General features: G+C 44.0%; 22 protein-coding genes. 16 read left to right on the top strand and 6 right to left on the bottom strand.

What is annotated here, in order from left to right; genetic code table 11:
• Positions 1-133: 133 nt before the first annotated feature.
• The gene (gene pssA, locus AS888_RS23555) at positions 134-673 is read right to left on the bottom strand and encodes a CDP-diacylglycerol--serine O-phosphatidyltransferase (protein WP_061144528.1); all 540 of its coding nucleotides are present in this window, start codon (positions 671-673) and stop codon (positions 134-136) included.
• A gap of 136 nt (positions 674-809) precedes the next feature.
• On the opposite strand from pssA, the gene AS888_RS23560 reads away from it, so the two are divergent.
• Positions 810-1,595, top strand: coding sequence for a phosphatidylserine decarboxylase (locus tag AS888_RS23560; RefSeq protein WP_061144529.1), 786 nt, complete (start codon positions 810-812; stop codon positions 1,593-1,595).
• Positions 1,596-1,643: 48 nt separating this feature from the next.
• On the opposite strand, the gene AS888_RS23565 is transcribed toward AS888_RS23560, so the two are convergent.
• The gene (locus AS888_RS23565) at positions 1,644-1,784 is read right to left on the bottom strand and encodes a sporulation histidine kinase inhibitor Sda (protein WP_061144530.1); all 141 of its coding nucleotides are present in this window, start codon (positions 1,782-1,784) and stop codon (positions 1,644-1,646) included.
• 454 nt (positions 1,785-2,238) lie between these two features.
• On the opposite strand from AS888_RS23565, the gene AS888_RS23570 reads away from it, so the two are divergent.
• The 8 genes from AS888_RS23570 to AS888_RS23605 are packed head-to-tail and all read left to right on the top strand — an operon-like array spanning position 2,239 to position 7,253.
• Positions 2,239-2,760: a YqeG family HAD IIIA-type phosphatase gene (locus tag AS888_RS23570; protein ID WP_061144531.1), complete on the top strand. Its 522-nt coding sequence runs from the start codon at positions 2,239-2,241 to the stop codon at positions 2,758-2,760.
• Complete coding sequence (gene yqeH / locus AS888_RS23575; RefSeq protein WP_397252481.1) at positions 2,757-3,866, top strand: ribosome biogenesis GTPase YqeH; 1,110 nt, start codon at positions 2,757-2,759, stop codon at positions 3,864-3,866. The genes AS888_RS23570 and yqeH overlap by 4 nt, the downstream gene beginning before the upstream one ends.
• Before the next feature lie 20 nt (positions 3,867-3,886).
• Complete coding sequence (gene aroE, locus AS888_RS23580; protein WP_061144533.1) at positions 3,887-4,729, top strand: shikimate dehydrogenase; 843 nt, start codon at positions 3,887-3,889, stop codon at positions 4,727-4,729.
• Positions 4,723-5,013, top strand: coding sequence for a ribosome assembly RNA-binding protein YhbY (yhbY, locus tag AS888_RS23585; protein ID WP_061144534.1), 291 nt, complete (start codon positions 4,723-4,725; stop codon positions 5,011-5,013). Before aroE ends, yhbY begins: the two co-directional genes overlap by 7 nt.
• Before the next feature lie 12 nt (positions 5,014-5,025).
• Complete coding sequence (locus AS888_RS23590; RefSeq protein WP_061144535.1) at positions 5,026-5,595, top strand: nicotinate-nucleotide adenylyltransferase; 570 nt, start codon at positions 5,026-5,028, stop codon at positions 5,593-5,595.
• On the top strand, positions 5,585-6,157 hold the full coding sequence (yqeK, locus tag AS888_RS23595; protein ID WP_061144536.1) for a bis(5'-nucleosyl)-tetraphosphatase (symmetrical) YqeK: 573 nt from the start codon (positions 5,585-5,587) through the stop codon (positions 6,155-6,157). The genes AS888_RS23590 and yqeK overlap by 11 nt, the downstream gene beginning before the upstream one ends.
• A complete protein-coding gene (rsfS, locus tag AS888_RS23600) occupies positions 6,157-6,513 on the top strand; it encodes a ribosome silencing factor (RefSeq protein WP_061144537.1) in 357 nt (118 codons plus the stop codon). The genes yqeK and rsfS overlap by 1 nt, the downstream gene beginning before the upstream one ends.
• Positions 6,510-7,253: a class I SAM-dependent DNA methyltransferase gene (locus AS888_RS23605; protein ID WP_061144538.1), complete on the top strand. Its 744-nt coding sequence runs from the start codon at positions 6,510-6,512 to the stop codon at positions 7,251-7,253. Before rsfS ends, AS888_RS23605 begins: the two co-directional genes overlap by 4 nt.
• A 93-nt stretch (positions 7,254-7,346) precedes the next feature.
• Here AS888_RS23605 and comER read toward each other — a convergent pair whose 3' ends face one another.
• A complete protein-coding gene (gene comER, locus AS888_RS23610) occupies positions 7,347-8,177 on the bottom strand; it encodes a late competence protein ComER (RefSeq protein WP_260320346.1) in 831 nt (276 codons plus the stop codon).
• Positions 8,178-8,289: 112 nt separating this feature from the next.
• Between comER and AS888_RS23615 the strand changes: the two genes are divergently transcribed.
• The 3 genes from AS888_RS23615 to AS888_RS23625 all read left to right on the top strand — a co-directional run bounded on the left by AS888_RS23615 (position 8,290) and on the right by AS888_RS23625 (position 11,875).
• Complete coding sequence (locus AS888_RS23615; RefSeq protein WP_061144539.1) at positions 8,290-8,910, top strand: helix-hairpin-helix domain-containing protein; 621 nt, start codon at positions 8,290-8,292, stop codon at positions 8,908-8,910.
• Between the two features lie 81 nt (positions 8,911-8,991).
• The gene (locus tag AS888_RS23620; protein ID WP_061144540.1) at positions 8,992-9,552 is read left to right on the top strand and encodes a ComE operon protein 2; all 561 of its coding nucleotides are present in this window, start codon (positions 8,992-8,994) and stop codon (positions 9,550-9,552) included.
• Between the two features lie 16 nt (positions 9,553-9,568).
• The gene (locus AS888_RS23625; protein WP_061144541.1) at positions 9,569-11,875 is read left to right on the top strand and encodes a DNA internalization-related competence protein ComEC/Rec2; all 2,307 of its coding nucleotides are present in this window, start codon (positions 9,569-9,571) and stop codon (positions 11,873-11,875) included.
• 69 nt (positions 11,876-11,944) lie between these two features.
• Here AS888_RS23625 and AS888_RS25380 read toward each other — a convergent pair whose 3' ends face one another.
• The gene (locus tag AS888_RS25380) at positions 11,945-12,079 is read right to left on the bottom strand and encodes a YqzM family protein (RefSeq protein ID WP_034308559.1); all 135 of its coding nucleotides are present in this window, start codon (positions 12,077-12,079) and stop codon (positions 11,945-11,947) included.
• 342 nt (positions 12,080-12,421) lie between these two features.
• On the opposite strand from AS888_RS25380, the gene holA reads away from it, so the two are divergent.
• Complete coding sequence (holA, locus tag AS888_RS23630; RefSeq protein ID WP_061144542.1) at positions 12,422-13,429, top strand: DNA polymerase III subunit delta; 1,008 nt, start codon at positions 12,422-12,424, stop codon at positions 13,427-13,429.
• A 560-nt stretch (positions 13,430-13,989) separates the two neighbouring features.
• Here holA and rpsT read toward each other — a convergent pair.
• Positions 13,990-14,256 (bottom strand): 30S ribosomal protein S20, encoded by a 267-nt coding sequence (gene rpsT / locus AS888_RS23635; RefSeq protein ID WP_061144543.1) that lies wholly within the window; start codon positions 14,254-14,256, stop codon positions 13,990-13,992.
• Positions 14,257-14,531: 275 nt separating this feature from the next.
• Here rpsT and gpr point away from each other — a divergent pair, with 275 nt between their 5' ends.
• The 3 genes from gpr to AS888_RS23650 all read left to right on the top strand — a co-directional run bounded on the left by gpr (position 14,532) and on the right by AS888_RS23650 (position 17,282).
• Positions 14,532-15,650, top strand: a complete 1,119-nt coding sequence (gpr, locus tag AS888_RS23640) for a GPR endopeptidase (RefSeq protein WP_061144544.1) — start codon at positions 14,532-14,534, stop codon at positions 15,648-15,650.
• A gap of 87 nt (positions 15,651-15,737) precedes the next feature.
• Positions 15,738-16,937 (top strand): stage II sporulation protein P, encoded by a 1,200-nt coding sequence (spoIIP, locus tag AS888_RS23645; protein ID WP_061144545.1) that lies wholly within the window; start codon positions 15,738-15,740, stop codon positions 16,935-16,937.
• A gap of 21 nt (positions 16,938-16,958) precedes the next feature.
• Positions 16,959-17,282, top strand: coding sequence for a YqxA family protein (locus AS888_RS23650; protein WP_061144546.1), 324 nt, complete (start codon positions 16,959-16,961; stop codon positions 17,280-17,282).
• A 168-nt stretch (positions 17,283-17,450) separates the two neighbouring features.
• On the opposite strand, the gene AS888_RS23655 is transcribed toward AS888_RS23650, so the two are convergent.
• Positions 17,451-17,848: transposase (locus AS888_RS23655; protein WP_185113160.1), on the bottom strand; the 398-nt coding region annotated here is incomplete at its 5' end.

Here is a 17,848-nt window from a genome sequence, read left to right on the forward strand (position 1 = left end):
GAAGAGCCCAAATCTCGTAACCTTTGGTCAAAATTTCAAAGGAATTTCAAAAGGGGTTCGGAATTTTTTAATTCCGAACCCCTTTTGTCTACAAACTGGGCGGATGTCCGGTTTAGGACATCCGCTTTCGCCATTAAACTTTCTTCATTTTAAATGGACTGACCATAAGCAATGATAATATAATCATGAGGGATAAGAAAAAGGCCGGATGGAAATACGGGATGGCCAGAAAGCTTACCGTTGCGATGCAGCCGGCAACCGTAATGGGCACCCCTGTAAAGTAACCATTGCTTTCGCTGATATTGAAGCGTGCGAGGCGGAAAGCGCCGCAGCCGATGTAGAAAACGGTGAAAATGGTGCCCGGAGCACCGAATTCTATTAAAATTCCTTGGTATAATAATAGAGCAGGTGCGACGCCGAAAGAAATGATGTCACACATGGAATCAAGTTGCTTACCCAATTCCGATTCAATGTTGAACTTCCGTGCAACCATTCCGTCAAAGCGATCTGCAAGGGCAGCCAGGAATATCAATAACAGGCTCAAATTCAATTGGCCGTGCATCACGGCAATTATTGCGAATCCACCGAGGGATAAATTCATTAAAGTAAGTATATTTGCTGTTTGAGCTTTCACTTTTTTAATGGTTTGATCTAGGGCGTGTAGTAAAAACATCTTTTCACTCCTTTCAAATGAAACAAAATAAAACAAAAATATAGTATTCATAAGGGTTTATTATATAATAATATTTTATTTAGCACAATTTATGCAAGGTATTTTTGAATAATTTTACAATTTGGAGTGGATTTATTTGTATCAATCTTTGTATCGCATATTGATCGAACTGACGAATGGAAGGCATTCTTCAGGTTTATTAAAGCATTTTAGCCAATCTCGCTGGAGCAGGCCCTTGATTTTACTTTATGTAAAGACATTTAACCTCAATCAACAAGAATTTGGAAAGGAAATAAAGGCATATTCCAATCTGCACGAGCTATTCACGAGGAAGCTGAAGGCGGGGGCCAGGCCGATTACGGCTGCCGCATCTGCGGTGGCGTGTCCCGTGGACGGCGTTCTCGAGGACTCGGGTGAAATAACGGCAGATAAAAAAATCGTCGTTAAGGGAAAGGTATATTCAATGGATGAGATGCTCGAGGATGAGCTTGCTTTGGAAAAGTACTTAGGCGGCAAATACCTCGTGCTGTACTTAAGCCCAAGTCATTACCATAGGATTCATGCACCGATCAAGGGGGCCGTAATCAAACGTTGGACGCTTGGGAGGAAATCGTACCCCGTTAATAAATGGGGGATGAAATATGGAAAAGAGCCTTTGTCAAAAAATTATCGTACAATAACTGAACTGCAAAATGAGGCGGGAAGTTTGGCGATGGTGAAGGTCGGTGCCATGTATATCAACTCAATCGTCATTACCGATCAATCGAAACAATTGGAGCAAGGCCAGGAGTTTTCTTATTTCAGCTTTGGTTCGACTGTGGTCCTTCTTTTTGAGAAGAACAAGTTCGAGCTGGAAGGAAGCTTGTCCATTCCCGCTAATGTCCGTGTCGGTGAAGCCATTGGCTATATGAAAGCCGTTTAAAACTAAAATAAGAAGGCTGACATATGATGTCAGCCTATGTATGCCATATTAAATTAAGGCTCGGATTTTATGTGTCAAGGCTCTTCGATGAATCTCCGTTTCTATGAGGCGGATGAATTCGGTACTAAGCTTTAAATTCTGTGCTTTAAAATAGGATTCCAGCAACAGGTCATCAGATAGTTTTTGCATCAGGTCGCCATTTACGGCTGCTCACCTCCAGTAGGAATTGCGAGGAATAATTCTGTGTTTTCTTACATATATTGATAAGTCTTCCTTGCTGTACCCCTACTGTATCAGAAATAAACACGGAGAACAATCGTTCTGTTATCCACAGTTAAAAGTGGATAACCTGTGGTTAAGATGTTTACAAAGTGGACGAAATGGTGCCACTCAGCATGGAAAATGTTAGTAAAGTTATCCACAGGCTGAGGGAATGAAATTTTTGTCGAAATCTTTTCGGAATAATTAGGTCTTTCGTTCGCCTAATTTTCCTGTCTTTCTTAAAAATGCCTTCCCATATCCGAAAACTTACATTATGATGATTTTTTACCGTAAGCACGCTTTCCGAAATTTTTTTGAAAGTAAGCCGAAAATTCGATATGATGGAGACGGTAAATTTTAATGAAAATATAGAGGTGCCCATATGCTTAAATTATTTTTGCCGAGTGAACATGTTAAAAGCATTTTTAATATAGATCCTCAAGAATTGAAAAAAAGAGGGATAAAGGGAGTCATCACCGACTTGGATAATACCCTTGTTGAATGGGACAGGCCTACAGCGACACCAGATTTAATCAAATGGTTCGATAACATGCGGGCCCATGGCATTTTAGTGACGATTGTGTCCAATAATAATGAAAATCGGGTTCGGTCTTTTTCCGATCCGCTTCACATTCCGTTCATCCATCAGGCCAGGAAGCCGATGTCGCGGGCTTTCCATAAAGCGCGTAAGGCGATGGGATTGAAGTTAGAGGAGACGGTTGTGATCGGCGATCAGTTATTGACGGATGTATTGGGAGGGAACAGAGGTGGGTTCCATACGATTTTAGTGGTTCCTGTCGCCCAGACTGATGAATTCAGGACGAAAATCAATCGTTATTTCGAAAGAAAGATCATGGCCTTTTTCAAACGAAAAGGGATGATAGAATGGGAGGATCACAATTGAACAATCATCAAGAATTAGTGTGCATCGGCTGCGGCGTGAAGGTCCAGACGGAAGATCCGAAGGAATTGGGCTTTGCCCCTAAATCAGCTCTGGAAAAAGAGACGATCGTTTGTCAGCGTTGCTTTAAATTGAAGCATTATAACGAGGTTCAGGATGTATCCTTAACAGACGATGACTTCTTGAAAATCTTGAATAAAGTCGGCGAAACAGATTCCTTGATCGTCAAGGTCGTCGATATTTTTGATTTCAATGGAAGCTGGCTGCCGGGCCTTCATCGATTTGTAGGAAGAAATGATGTTCTTTTGATCGGGAATAAAGTGGATTTATTGCCGAAGTCCGTGAAACCGAATAAATTGATCAATTGGATGAAGCAATCTTCGAAGGAATTGGGATTGAATCCGGTTGATGTCTTACTTGTCAGTGCAGACAAGGGAAAGCACATCCTTGAAGCGGCCGATGCGATCGAACGGTATCGCAAAGGAAAGGATGTCTATGTTGTGGGCTGTACGAATGTGGGTAAATCTACTTTCATTAACCGCCTGATTAAAGAAGTGAGCGGAGAAGGCGATATCATCACGACTTCCCACTTCCCGGGCACGACTTTGGACATGATCGAAATTCCTTTGGATGATGGACAGGCACTGATCGATACGCCAGGAATCATCAATCACCACCAAATGGCCCATTATGTGGACAAGCGGGATTTCAAGGTGATCATGCCGAAGAAGGAAATCAAGCCAAGAGTGTATCAGTTGAATGAGGAGCAGACGTTATTTTTTGGAGGACTGGCCAGGCTGGATTACGTCTCGGGCGGAAGGCGTTCCCTCACTTGCTACCTTTCGAATGAATTGAACATCCATCGTACGAAATTGGAAAAGGCTGATGAGCTGTACAAAAATCATGCCGGAGAATTATTGACGCCGCCACGGCCTGAACAAATCGAGGAATTCCCGAAGTTGATTCCGCATGAATTCTCTTTGAAAGATGGTAAAATGGATATTGTGTTTTCTGGCCTTGGCTGGGTGACAGTCAATGAGCCGGGAGCAAAAATCGTTGCACATGTCCCAAAAGGGGTCAATGTCATCGTTCGAAAATCATTAATCTAATATAGGGGTCGTCAAAGACTATGAAAAAGATCTATGGGGTAATGGGAGATCCAATCGCACATTCGATGTCACCGGACATTCATAATGATGCATTCGAAAAAGAAAATATAGAAGCGGTTTATCACCATTTTCATGTGACGAAAGAAGGATTGAACGATGCTGTTAAGGGCATGAAAGCCCTTGGTATAGAAGGGTTTAACATCACGATCCCGCATAAGGAATCCATCATCCCCTTCCTTGATGAAGTGGATGAGCTGGCCCTGGCAATCGGGGCTGTAAATACGGTTGTTAACAAAAATGGTCGCTTTATAGGGTATAATACAGACGGAAAAGGATTTTTCAAATCCTTATGCGATGAAATATCAGGTGACATGAAGGCTAAAAAAACGTTAGTGATCGGAGCGGGCGGTGCTGCGCGTGCGATTTATTTTACTCTTGTGAAAGAAGGGGTAAAGCAAGTCGATATTGCAAATCGGACGAAGGAAAGAGCGGCTGAGCTTGTTTCTGATTGCCCATATGATAAAATATCGAAGGCACTCTCGATTATCGAAGCGGAACAAAGCTTATCACAATATGATTTAATCATCCAAACGACATCATCGGGAATGAGTCCTGAGTATGATCATTCACCGTTGAATGTCGACCGGCTTAAAACCGGCGCAATAGTCAGTGACATCATCTACAATCCCCTGCAGACCAAGCTGCTGCGCGAAGCTTCCGAAAAAGGGGCGAAAACGCAAAATGGCCTGGGAATGTTCATCAACCAGGGGGCGCTCGCTTTTGAGATATGGACGGGCATTATGCCGGATACAGCAAGAATGACAGATATTGTCTTGAACAAACTAGGAGGTAACACATGTTAACAGGAAAACAAAAAAGATTCTTACGATCGAAGGCCCATCACCTCAACCCGATTTTTCAAGTCGGGAAAGGCGGGGTCAATGATAATCTCATCAAGCAAATTGGTGAGGCTCTTGAAGTACGTGAATTGATCAAGGTCAGCATCCTGCAAAACTGTGAAGAAGACCGCAATGATGTGGGTCTTTCTTTATCAAAAGGTGCGCGGGCGGAATTGGTTCAGATCATCGGCAATACCATCGTCCTGTATAAAGAATCAAGAGAAAACAAACAACTTAAACTACCTTAAGGGAACCTACCTATGAAAAAAATTGGAATTCTTGGCGGTACATTCAATCCACCGCACATCGGCCATTTAATTATTGCGAATGAAGTGCTGGACGCTCTAGAGCTTGATGAAATCAGATTCATGCCAAACCATGTTCCTCCCCATAAGGAAAAATCGGAGGAAGTAACCGATATGGACAGGCTGGCTATGTTGGAAAACGCGATAGCCACCAACCCATCTTTTTATATTGAGGGTATTGAAATAGAAAGAAAAGGCACATCTTATACGTATGATACGATAAAGCTCCTGAAAGAACGTGAGCCGACCAATGAATTCTATTTCATAATTGGCGCAGATATGATTGAGTATTTACCAAAGTGGCATCGAATCGACGAATTGGTGGAGTTGGTCCATTTCGTCGGGGTGAAGCGTCCTGGCTATGACGAGAAAACCCTATACCCGATCACGATGGTGAAAGTCCCGCAGATGTTCATTTCCTCTTCCATGATCCGAAGGAAGTTAAGAACGGGGAAAACCGTGAAATATTTAATTGCAGATCCTGTGGTGAAGTATATTAAAGGGAATGGTTTATATGAATCGTGAAAGAGCGCTGGCGCTTGTCAAAGAACAAATCACGGAGCGCAGGTACATCCATACTCTAGGCGTGATGGAGTCGGCCATTGAACTTGCCGAGCTCTATGGCGCTGATACAAAAAAAGCCGAACTGGCAGCCATATTCCACGATTATGCAAAGTTTCGTCCAAAAGAAGAAATGGAGCAAATCATCATCGCCGAAAAGATGGCGCCGGATCTACTCCGCTACAATATGGAGCTGTGGCACGCTCCAGTCGGGGCTTACCTGGTGAAAAAGGAAGCAGGCATCACGGACGCCGAAATTTTGGATGCAATTGCCTATCACACGTCAGGCAGGGTCGGCATGAGCCTTTTGGATAAGGTCATTTATCTTGCTGATTATATTGAGCCGGGACGTTCCTTTCCAGGTGTCGAAGAAGTCAGGCAGACAGCCAAGCAAAACTTGGATCATGCTGTCATACAGGCTTTAAGGAATACCGTTGCTTTTTTAATGAAAAGAAATCAGGCCATTTACCCTGATACATTTAACACATATAATGATTTGATCATGAATTTGAAGGAGAAGATGTAATGACTGAACGTGAACTTCTTGTAATTGCAGCAAAAGCGGCGGATGATAAAAGGGCGGAGGATATCGTGGCTTTGAATATGCAAGGCATATCCCTTGTTGCGGATTATTTTTTAATCTGTCATGGTAATTCCGAAAAACAAGTGCAAGCCATCGCTCGTGAAATGAAGAGCAAAGCCGATGAATCAGGTATCGCTGTAAAGCGTCTTGAAGGATTTGATGAAGCGAAGTGGGTGCTCGTCGATCTTGGCGATGTAGTGGCGCACATTTTCCATAAGGATGAAAGAAACTACTATAACCTCGAACGTTTATGGGGAGATGCACCTTTTGAAGATTTAGAGAGTGAACTGACTCCATGACCTACGAACGCTTTGCCTATGTATACGATGAACTGATGAAGGATGCACCCTATGAAAAATGGCTGATGATCCTTACGGCGAAGCTGGAACAGTACGGAATTGGCGGAAGGAAGGTTCTCGACTTGGCATGTGGAACCGGGGAAATGACCGTTGAATTGGCGCAGCACGGATTTGAGGTCACAGGCGTGGACCTCTCAGATGAAATGCTTCTGGTTGCCAATGAAAAAGCGGTGAAGCTCGGATTAACGATTCCCTTATTCCAACAGAATATGGCAGAACTTGAGGGGCTTGGTCGTTTTGACTGTGTCACGATTTTTTGTGATTCGTTGAACTACCTACGAGATGAGGCGGATATTGCCAAAACGTTCACCCGGGTGTACGAGCATTTAGAGGATGGCGGGTTGTTCTTGTTCGATGTCCATTCCCTATATAAAATGGAAGAAGTGTTCCATAACCATACGTTTGCCGTCAGCGATGAAGAAGTTTCCTATATATGGGATTGTTTTCCTGGTGAAGAACCTTACAGTGTGGAACATGAGTTGAGTTTTTTCGTGAAGGACGAGCGAAGTGGTCTGTATGACCGCTTTGATGAGTTGCATTATCAACGGACTTATCCGGTTGACCAATATAAAAAATGGTTGCAGCAAGCAGGGTTTACCGTGACGGAACTTATGGCGGATCTTGAAGAAGCCCCGCCTGCATCGGAAACTGAACGGGTATTATTCGTAGCCAGAAAATGAATCAAGAGGTTAGGGCCCCCCTCGCATATGCGAGGGAGGTCCCTGGCCTCTTTTTTTTATTTTTAGCAGGAAATGAGAAAGACGTTACGAATATTAATAAGGATGGCCAAACTGCTTTTCAACCTCATGCAGATCTTCTGCAAATTTTTCATGCGTCGCTTGAAAAAGATGGTGGAACATTTCCCCTGTCTCCGCTTCCAATACCTTGATCCCTTCTCCCGTTATCCCACCTTTCACGCACACCTTTTCCTGTAAGGCCGGCAATGTATAAACGCCCTTACCAAGTAATTCCCCCAATCCGATCAGCATGTTTTCAGTCAAAGTCGTAGCGGTTTCTTTATCTATTTTCGTCGTCTGGCAGGCCGCGTCAATAAAAGCTTGTGCTAAGTAGCTAAAGAAGGCGGGACCGCAGCTGACGATATCGGAGGCTACCCGGGTGATATCATTTTCAATGACGACGGGCGCCGATATCGCCGAGGCCAATTCCTGCAAGGTGGACCTCGCTTCCTTGCCGCATCCTTCACCGAAGCTTAGCAGCGATACCCCAGAGCCGACCCGATTGGTTATGCTGGGGATGAATCGCGCGCAAGGGGCCTTTACGGCCGACTCAAGCTGCGCCACCGATAGCGGGCTCGTGATGGAGATGACCAATTGTTCCTTGTTTATATGATGTTTGATGTCTGAAAGCAAGCCGTCGATTTGTAATGGCTTTACACAAAGAAAAATAAAATCCGCTTGCTGGGCGATTTCGGCCGCGCTTTCCGCAACCTTGATACCCGGATGTTTTTCTTTCAGTGTTAATGCTTTGGATAGTGTCCGGTTTGTAATCATTAGATCTGCCGGATTCAAAACTTTTGCCTCCAGCCATGCCTCGATTAAAATGGTGCCCATATTGCCTGTTCCAATTACACCGATTTTCTTCAAAGCCGATCAACTCCTCTCCCTTGAAAAACGATTGATTCTTCTAGAAACACTATGTATTTATGATCTGTCCTATGACTATGTATGCTGCAAAAACCAACTAGGAGGCAAATGAATGGATAGGATTTTAAAGGATAAAAAGACGATGATTGCCCTCGCAGTGGCGATGGGGTCCGTGGTCATTTTCTTATTTTGGCAAATTGGGCATGATCACGAACCCGTTGAGCCGGACGATATCTTTGCTGAGGCCGCAAAAGAGGGTGGAATGGAAAGTGAAACGAATGTCTTGGAAGACCATGTCATTATAGTCGATTTGAAGGGAGCGGTACAAAATCCTGGTGTTTTTACGGCTCAGGCAGGTGACAGGATCAATGATCTTATTTCGGCAGCAGGCAGTTTTACGGACAAGGCCGATAAGGATAAAGTGAATCTTGCCCAACTAGTGGAGGATCAAATGGTCATTTATGTTCCGGAAATAGGGGAAGAAGACAAGGGAAACTTGGAATATAACCATCTCGTTCCTTCAGGAGGGATGGCGGAGGGGCAGGTGAATTTGAATACAGCCACACAGCAAGAGTTGGAGACGCTTACCGGAATAGGGCCATCCAAAGCGGCTGCCATTTTGGAATATAGGGAGTCCGTAGGTCCATTCAAGCAAATTGATGAATTGAAGAAAGTGACGGGGATCGGTGATAAAACGTTTGAAAAACTACAGGACTCCATTTCTGTGCGGTGATTGTTGGAATGGACTACACAAATGGGCAGCAAGAGGGTAAAATTGAGGAAAACAATTTACTGAATGAGGGGATACAACAACATGAACAGGATAAGCTGGGATCAATACTTCATGGCGCAAAGCCATTTATTAGCGTTAAGGAGCACATGTACGCGCCTGACAGTAGGGGCGACGATTGTTAGGGATAACCGGATCATTGCAGGAGGATACAATGGCTCCATTGCCGGAGGGACGCACTGTATCGATGATGGCTGTTATGTAATCGATAACCATTGTGTCAGGACGATACATGCTGAAATGAATGCACTGCTGCAATGTGCGAAATTTGGGGTGCCAACGGATCGAGCTGAGATCTATGTGACCCATTTTCCATGCTTGCAATGCTGTAAATCTCTCATCCAAGCTGGAATCAAAGCCGTTTTTTATGCAGAGGACTATAAAAATCATCCATATGCACTTGAGTTATTCAGGCAGGCTGGTGTCAAAACAGAAAAGGTTGAAGCAAAAGGGGCCATCGATGTCAACGGAAAGGAAAAGAAGGACTTCGTGCTTGCCTTGCTAGCCAAACTGGAACAAACAGGGTTGGAAAAAGAAGCGGTATTGGAGCTGGAGAGGAGGGCAAAGCAAATATTTGATCATTAAATGACGGAGGACAGGCATGGAAAGACACCTTCTTTTATTGGCCCTATCTGCCACTTTTGGAGTTGCCGCCCATTCATCGCCCAGTATAACGCAATTAATCATCATCACGATCTTTCTCTGCTTCCTCCATTTTACGCTGGGGCTGGATGTGAAGGCCTATAGCCTTCATCTAGTGGTGATGATGATTTTTTTTGGGGCGGCTTCCTACTCCGATCATCGAAGCCAAACCATTTATCAAGGGACGGAAAGCCGGTTTGCAATCACATTCACCGACCAGCCGAAGATAGATGGGCATTCATTGAAAGGCTTCATCGCCAGCGAGAAGGGCGAACGGCTTATGCTTCGTTATAAAATCGATTCTGAGCAAGAAAAGGAAAATCTGGGCAGACTTTTGCAAATCGGCTTATCTTGCCCTGCCGAGGGGAGCTTGTCGATCCCCGACACACAGAGAAATGAGAACGGTTTCGACTATCAACGCTATCTTAAGCGCAAAAGCACGCACTGGATATTGAAAGCTGATTCCATCACTTTTCAAGAATGCATCGAAGGAGGAAACTCGATTGTCCATTCGATACGTAATTTGCGAATGAAGGGAATTGCGTATATCGGGAGAAACTTTCCAAAAGAATCAAGCGGCTTTGTCACTGCACTCATTTTCGGTGACCAAGGCTATATTGATGAAGATGACCTTACTAATTATCAAAGGCTCGGCCTGGTGCATTTATTGGCGATATCCGGCCTTCATGTCAGCTTCTTGACAGGGATGTTATTTTACTTGGGTATCAGGATTGGGATTACCCGGGAAAGGATGACCATCGTCCTCCTGATCTTCCTCCCCGTTTATATGTTACTTTCCGGCGGCAGCCCATCAGTCGTGCGATCATGTTTAATGGCGATGCTCTTTTTTTTCCTATTGTTATTCAAGCATCGTGTCTCCGCAGCTTCCACCATTGGACTTGTTTACATCGCACTTTTGTTATTTCAGCCCAATATGCTATATGATATCGGCTTTCAACTTTCGTTCGCCGTCACTTTTTCCATTCTCATGTCTTCGAGCATCTTCTTACGCTATCCCCAAAAAACGCTGCAGTTGCTTATCATAAGCTTGATCTGCCAATTGACAGCCCTTCCCATTTTGCTTTTTCATTTTTATGAAGCCTCTTTCCTAGGAGTGTTCCTGAATGTCGTGTATGTTCCGCTTTATTCGATCTTGTTGCTGCCTTTTTCTTTAATTGCCCTCACTTGTCATCTGCTATTCCCGCCGCTAGGAGAGCCCCTAATATCGATATTGAACTTCACCTTCATCCTATGCAATAAGGCCGCCGATGCAGCCTCGAATTTGCCTTTAGCTTCCATTGTATTTGGAAAGCCCCATTTTTTCGTGATGGCGTTACTTGTGACGTCCCTTCTCGGGCTATACCTGACCTGGGAGGAGTCTTTTAAGAAAAGTAAATGGTGGTGCGGGATGCTGATTGTACTATTGCTTTTTCAATATAATATACAAAAGCTGTCACCTTTTGGCGAAGTGCAGATCATCGATGTTGGGCAAGGTGACTCCATTTTAATTATCCTGCCTTTCAACCGCGGTAATTATTTGATTGATACGGGCGGGCAGATTACATTCCCCATCGAGCCGTGGGCGCAAAAGCGCAAGAAGTTCAATACAGCGGATGATATCATCATTCCGTTATTGAAAAGTAAGGGCATCCATCAATTGGATAAACTGATTTTGACTCATGCTGATGCCGATCATGTAGGGAGTGCAAAAGAATTGATCGAACATTTCAAAGTGGAAGAAATCATCATTGGAGGCGGCAGTGAAGAGCAATATCGCGATATGGACTTTGTCTCGATTGCAAGGGATAAAAAAGTGCAGCTGTCAGTCAGTAAAAGGGGGGACAGCTGGGTAGCGGGCGGAGCTCTGTTTTCCGTGCTGCATCCTCATGAAGAAGAAGAAAATAAAAATGATTCGTCGATCGTTTTATACTCGGAGCTAGGGGGCTTATCATGGATTTTTGCCGGAGATTTGGAGGAAGAGGGGGAAGGGAAGCTGATGAACGCCTTTCCACGGTTGCGGGCGGATATCCTGAAGGTCGGCCACCATGGCAGCAAGACATCTACTTCGGCACCCTTCCTTTTGCAGCTGCAGCCGAAAGCCGCATTGATTTCAGCCGGAAAAGATAACCGATACGGTCATCCCCATAAAAGCGTCTTAGGGAATTTGGAAACAAATCAAATTCATGTGTTCAGGACGGATGAAGATGGTTCGATCATTTATAAGTATTACAAAAGGAAAGGAACCTTTCGGAAGACTATCCCATAGTATGTTGTAGAAATAAAAAAGAAAGAGACTGCAAAAGCAGTCCCCTTCCGAAAAAAATAAGTGCAGAAATCAGGATCCGACAGCTTTAATGACGACAGCTATGGTGAACATGGCAGCGAAAAATACAAAAGATCCGATGAAACCGATTGCGGAATCAGCGACGTCATCTGTCTTTGACTGGACATTCTTTTCGAATTCGTTCATGATTTACCCCTCCTATTTCTGCTAATAGTATAAAACATTACCAGTGAAAAATCTACAGGTCGCATTCTTCATTTCCTATACTGACAAGAGTTGTCACAAATAGTTTGCGGTTATGGGGTCAAAATAAAAGTACAAACAAAGCAAGCGAAAAAGAAAAGCTCGATATTTGTTCTGCATGAATACCTCACCCGCTTTCAAGGGAGATTACCCGGGCCTTCCTTGAAAGTGTTCATATAGATCCGGAATTAGTCCTTTAGGGGGCTAGTTCCCTTTATAGCTTGTCAAATGGTCCATCCACCTATACCATTAGAGAAGAATACATAAAAAAAGAGGCGGATTCTATTGGTATTAGACGTTTGGAAGAGCATAAAAAAAGGGCAATTCGCGCCGGTGTACTTGTTGTATGGAACGGAAGCCTATCTTATTAATGAAACGAAGCAGCTGCTGATCGAGAATGTCCTTCATGAAGATGAGATGGATTTCAACTTTTCTCAATTTGACTTGGAAGAGACACCTGTTGAGACGGCACTTGAAGATGTTGAAACTCTGCCCTTTATCGGGGAACGGCGTCTAGTTTTCATGCAAAACCCCTTTTTTCTGACTGCTGAAAAAACGAAGTCGAGAGTTGAACACAATGTGAAGAGACTTGAAGCGTATTTAGCAGATCCCGTCCCTTATTCGATCGTCGTTCTGACTGCTCCCTATGAGAAGTTAGATGAACGAAAAAAAATCACCAAGGAACTGAAGCGAAAAGCGGTCCTCGTTGAAGCGAAGAAGCTTGGTGACCATGAGTTGAAGGGATGGGTGAGGGAACGGGTAGGTTCTGGCCGCATAGATGATCAGGCGACAGAACTATTACTTGAACTTGCAGGAACGAATTTGATGATGCTGACGAATGAATTGGATAAATTGGCACTTTATGTGGAGGAAGATCAGCCTATCACCGCCGAGATTGTCGAAAAGCTGGTCGCTAAATCACTTGAACAAAATATCTTCACGCTTGTAGATCATGTGTTACAGCGGAAGATGGAGAGTGCCATGACGATTCTGCACGACCTCCTCCGTCAGAATGAGGAGCCGATCAAGATATTGAGTGTGATGGCAGGACAAGTCAGGCTCATGTACCAAGTGAAGGAGCTATCCCGTCAAGGATACAGCCAGCAAAAAATTGCGGGGCAATTAAAGGTGCATCCTTTCAGGGTAAAGCTGGCACTTGAGAAGACGGGGAAATTCCAGGAACGCGAATTGCTGGGCATCATGAACGACTTGGCAGAGGCGGATTATAAAATGAAAACGGGCCAAGCGGACAAGGCGATAACGCTTGAATTGCTGCTCTTGAAAATTAGGTGATTAAAAAGGTGACAGAAGCGCTGTCACCTTTTTATGTTGTAGTATTAGAATGTTTTATTTTGCTGCGTTGAATGGGTTTGCCCTTATTTGCTTGTTTCATTCCACTTTGTGCGAGAACGAAGATGGCCTTTCGATTGCCGGGAGGGCTTGGACTTTGTCCGTTTCATGCACTGCAGGCTCGCTTTCCGCGGGCGGTCGAGGAGCTTCGGCTTAAGGGACTCGCGTACCTGCATTTCCAAAGCGGAGTCTCGCACCTTCTCTTTTCATGCCATTTTGAGTGAAAAGAAAGATGGATTTTCCATTGCTCCCAGTTTTGCAGGTTTGTATCCGTTCCATTCCCTGTAGGCGCGGGGGAGAGGTGAATATACGAAGGGGGAAAGAAAATTGTTCGTAAATGAAAAAACAAGCGGAGGTAAGGACGTTCAATTGAAGGCAGCTGGACTGGGAGGAATGCTTCAAATCCGATGAAAAATAATGATGCCAAAGGCCCGCTGACTTATTTTTGTTCTAAAAATGGGCACAAAAAAAACGATCCGGTTGGATCGTTTAATTTTTTGTCATTATGCGTTAAGAGCGTTAAGTCTTTTCGCTAAACGAGATTTTTTACGGGCTGCCGCATTTTTATGGATTAATCCTTTAGATGCAGCTTTGTCTAATTTCACAGCAGCTGTTAAAAGAGCTTCTTTAGCAGCTTCAACGTTTTCACCAGCTAATGCAGCTTCAGCGTTTTTCACTGTAGTACGCATAGTAGATCGAACTGTAATGTTTTGTACGCGTTTTTTGTCGTTGATTTTCACACGTTTAATAGCAGATTTAATGTTTGGCATTCCGTTCACCTCCTACAAAGAAATCGAGATTATATGAACTCGACTTTTCAAATCCATATCAAATAGCACAAGTGATATTCTATCAGACTGCTCATAAATATGCAATACTTCAGATTGAGAATCGAAAAGGAATTATAATTTCAATAATAAATTCATCTCGTCATATTTCATTGTACCAAAAAAATGAATAATAAAAAAGCAAAAACGACAGAATGTTTAAGAGAGACTATGCAAATTACTAGATTGGATTACAATTCGAACAGCAGGAGGGCGCTATGGAAAATCATTTGGATCTTAGGGAATTTGGAATTCGGACAGATTTGGCAATTGAAGCGAAGGAAATTGCCCTTGAACATAAAGGTGTCGTTGAGGAAGTGGATGTCTCCCATATCGAAGGGGTCATCATTAAGGAAAAAGAAGTCGATGACCTCAAGGTATCCTTGGTAGAGGTCACGGCTGCGGGAGAAAAGGAGATTGGCAAAAAAGAGGGCAGCTATTTGACCATCGAGGTCCAGGGGATCAGACAACAGGATACCGATACGCAGCATCGGGTGGAAAAGGTGTTTGCCAATGAGCTGGCTTACTTCCTGCAACGGAATAAAATCACCAAGGAAAGCAGCTGCTTGGTCGTTGGGCTTGGCAATTGGAATGTTACACCCGATGCTTTGGGGCCTGCAGTCATTGAGAATCTTGTCGTCACGAGACATTTGTTCGAGTTGCAGCCAGGGTCAGTGAAGGAAGGATATCGGCCGGTCAGTGCGATTTCCCCAGGGGTCATGGGAATTACGGGAATCGAGACGAGTGACATCATAAAAGGGGTCATCGAGAAAAGTAAACCGGATTTCCTCATTGTGGTGGATGCCTTGGCTGCCCGTTCGATCGACCGCGTGAATTCAACGATACAAATCACCGATACCGGCATTCATCCGGGTTCTGGTGTCGGGAATAAACGAAAAGAACTGAGCCAGGATACATTGGGAGTACCTGTCATAGCGATAGGGATTCCGACGGTCGTCGATGCCGTATCCATTGCCAGCGATACGATCGATTATATCTTGAAGCATTTTGGCAAGGAATTGAATGAAGGTGACAGACCTTCACGTTCATTGGCACCTGCGGGATTCAGCTTTGGCAAGCGGACGAAGCTGACTGATGAGGATATGCCCGGGGAGAAGGAACGCCAAACCTTCATGGGGATGATAGGGGTCCTTCCTGATGAAGAGAAACGGAAATTGATCTATGAAGTGCTGTCACCACTCGGTCAAAATTTAATGGTTACACCGAAGGAAGTCGATGTTTTCATTGAAGATATGGCGAATTTGATCGCGAATGGGCTGAATGCTGCTTTGCATAAATCAATCAACCAAGATAATGCGGGATACTACACTCGCTAACACCATTTTTTGTGCCCAAAAATGGTGTTCTACCCTTTCTAGCAAAGTCATACGTATTAATAGACAAGCTATAGAGAGGGTGGAAGGATGAAAAGAAGAAATTCCCCAGGGATCATAACAGCTGTTCACGGATCTACGATCATAAAAACTTTTCTAGGTATTCTCGCCTTGCTTCTTTTTGTTTTTTCAATCAGTGGGGTCATGACTTCCTTGAGACCGGAGTATCGGATATCTTCGGATTCGGTGCATACTGTAGCCAACCAATTTTCAGGGAAAATGCTGTTCTCGATGATGGCCAATGAAAACCAATATTTTTTTAACGCACTGCCGGAGGGGAAACAAGAATCAGTGATCAGGGATCAATTGATAAAAGTCTCAACCAACATATCATTGGAGGACCCGCGGAGTTTACTTGGCAGGGAACTTCCTGGATTCTCGATTTTCGATAATGAGATTCTCGTGGCAGGTGAAGGGACGAATTATACGAATATGCCGTATGAATCCTCGCCGCCAGTAGATGTCCTGAATGAAGAGCGGGATGCATCCCTGCAAAACCTGGATGAGATTGAAGAACCGGAAAAAGGGGATACGAACCAGCCTCATCAAACGACGAATGGGCGGAAAGTGGTCGAGATTTACCATAGTCACAACCGGGAATCTTATCTTCCCTATTTAAAAGGGGTGACCAATCCGGATCTAGCCTACCATTCTAAAATCAATATTACGAAACTCGGGGAACGAATGGTTGAGGACCTAGCTGATAAAGGTATTGGTTCCTCGCTCGATAAAACGGATATCATGGGCAATTTGAACAATAAAGGGTTGAATTACAACAAATCCTATCAAGAATCTCGAAGGTCTGTTCAGACGGCGATGGCCACTAACCAGGATCTCGAATATCTCATTGATATCCATCGGGATTCAAAACGAAAAAAACATACGACCATTACGATCAATGGTAAACAATATGCCAAAATCGCCTTCGTGATTGGCGGTAATAATCCCAACTTTGAAAAAAATGCCGCGCTTGCCAATAAACTTCATAAATCGTTGGAGAAAAAATACCCGGGCATTTCCCGCGGGGTTATGAAACAGGGCGGATCTGCCCATAATGGTATATATAATCAAGATTTATCAGGCAACGCCATGCTCATCGAGGTTGGCGGCGTCGACAATACTTTCGAAGAAATGTTTTTAACCGTGGATGCCTTTTCCGACGTTTTCAGCGAATTTTATTGGGATGCGAAAGCGGTGGATAAGACGGCCGGGGAATCGGAAGCGAAGTAATTTGGAAAGGAGACCTCCATCATGGTTAGATTTTGGTTGAAATGTACAGGGATTGTACTCGTATTATTTTTAGGCGTTCTGATTGGGATGCAGCAGGCGAACGATGGAATGAAGAAAATGAAGGGGTATGAAGATCCTTCTTTAAATAGTGCATTCATGATCAACCAATCAGGCCAAGGGGAGATGGAGGCTGATATCCTTGGACAAAAGGTGACAAGCCATGACTTGGAGACAAAAAAAGAAAAGCTGGAAGAAATGAAGGCCTTCAATTTTTTCTCCTCAATCGGCAGAACGCTAGGGGACACGATTTCAGGGGCATTTCAAGCGCTTATCGATATGATTTAGCTGTAGTGTCGTGAATAAACCAGCAAAAGGGCTGCATCCAATCCGATGCAGCCTCAGTTTGTAGACAAAAGGGGTTCGGAATTAAAAAATTCCGAACCCCTTTTGAAATTCCTTTGAAATTTTGACCAAAGGTTACGAGATTTGGGCTCTTCGAGCCGCTATGTTAAGTTAAGCCGTTTTAGGACCTTGCCATGTCCAAGTGGCCATCTTCTTTACATTTATGGCAGCGAAAGTAAGCATCGCCTGCATCGACAATTTTTTAAGTCCCCTTAAAGTAGTCCAACGCATACCATGCTTTTCTTTTGCATCTGCGAATACACGCTCAATCGTTTCTTTGCGTTTCGCATATATAGGTTTTACCTCTTGATGATGACGCAGATGATCTGCTTCTTCCACATATGCTTGCCAGATATGCCGTGTCACTACTTTTTGATGGTCTTTGCTTTCAGTACACCGTGATAAAAACGAGCATGTTGCACAAATTTGTTTGGGCGATTTGTACTCGCGATAGCCCTCTTTATTTGTTGTTGAGTACTTTAAAGTTTCTCCCGAAGGGCAAAGGTAAC

The organism is Peribacillus simplex, from assembly GCF_001542915.1.
Taxonomy (GTDB): domain Bacteria; phylum Bacillota; class Bacilli; order Bacillales; family DSM-1321; genus Peribacillus; species Peribacillus simplex_B.

Coding starts and splice junctions, on each gene's coding strand:
- pssA (WP_061144528.1), bottom strand. CDS start 673: ATGTTTTTACTACACGCCCTAGATCAAACCATTAAAAAAGTGAAAGCT.
- AS888_RS23565 (WP_061144530.1), bottom strand. CDS start 1,784: ATGCAAAAACTATCTGATGACCTGTTGCTGGAATCCTATTTTAAAGCA.
- AS888_RS23570 (WP_061144531.1), top strand. CDS start 2,239: ATGCTTAAATTATTTTTGCCGAGTGAACATGTTAAAAGCATTTTTAAT.
- aroE (WP_061144533.1), top strand. CDS start 3,887: ATGAAAAAGATCTATGGGGTAATGGGAGATCCAATCGCACATTCGATG.
- yhbY (WP_061144534.1), top strand. CDS start 4,723: ATGTTAACAGGAAAACAAAAAAGATTCTTACGATCGAAGGCCCATCAC.
- AS888_RS23590 (WP_061144535.1), top strand. CDS start 5,026: ATGAAAAAAATTGGAATTCTTGGCGGTACATTCAATCCACCGCACATC.
- yqeK (WP_061144536.1), top strand. CDS start 5,585: ATGAATCGTGAAAGAGCGCTGGCGCTTGTCAAAGAACAAATCACGGAG.
- rsfS (WP_061144537.1), top strand. CDS start 6,157: ATGACTGAACGTGAACTTCTTGTAATTGCAGCAAAAGCGGCGGATGAT.
- AS888_RS23605 (WP_061144538.1), top strand. CDS start 6,510: ATGACCTACGAACGCTTTGCCTATGTATACGATGAACTGATGAAGGAT.
- AS888_RS23615 (WP_061144539.1), top strand. CDS start 8,290: ATGGATAGGATTTTAAAGGATAAAAAGACGATGATTGCCCTCGCAGTG.
- AS888_RS23620 (WP_061144540.1), top strand. CDS start 8,992: ATGAACAGGATAAGCTGGGATCAATACTTCATGGCGCAAAGCCATTTA.
- AS888_RS23625 (WP_061144541.1), top strand. CDS start 9,569: ATGGAAAGACACCTTCTTTTATTGGCCCTATCTGCCACTTTTGGAGTT.
- AS888_RS25380 (WP_034308559.1), bottom strand. CDS start 12,079: ATGAACGAATTCGAAAAGAATGTCCAGTCAAAGACAGATGACGTCGCT.
- rpsT (WP_061144543.1), bottom strand. CDS start 14,256: ATGCCAAACATTAAATCTGCTATTAAACGTGTGAAAATCAACGACAAA.
- gpr (WP_061144544.1), top strand. CDS start 14,532: ATGGAAAATCATTTGGATCTTAGGGAATTTGGAATTCGGACAGATTTG.
- spoIIP (WP_061144545.1), top strand. CDS start 15,738: ATGAAAAGAAGAAATTCCCCAGGGATCATAACAGCTGTTCACGGATCT.
- AS888_RS23650 (WP_061144546.1), top strand. CDS start 16,959: ATGGTTAGATTTTGGTTGAAATGTACAGGGATTGTACTCGTATTATTT.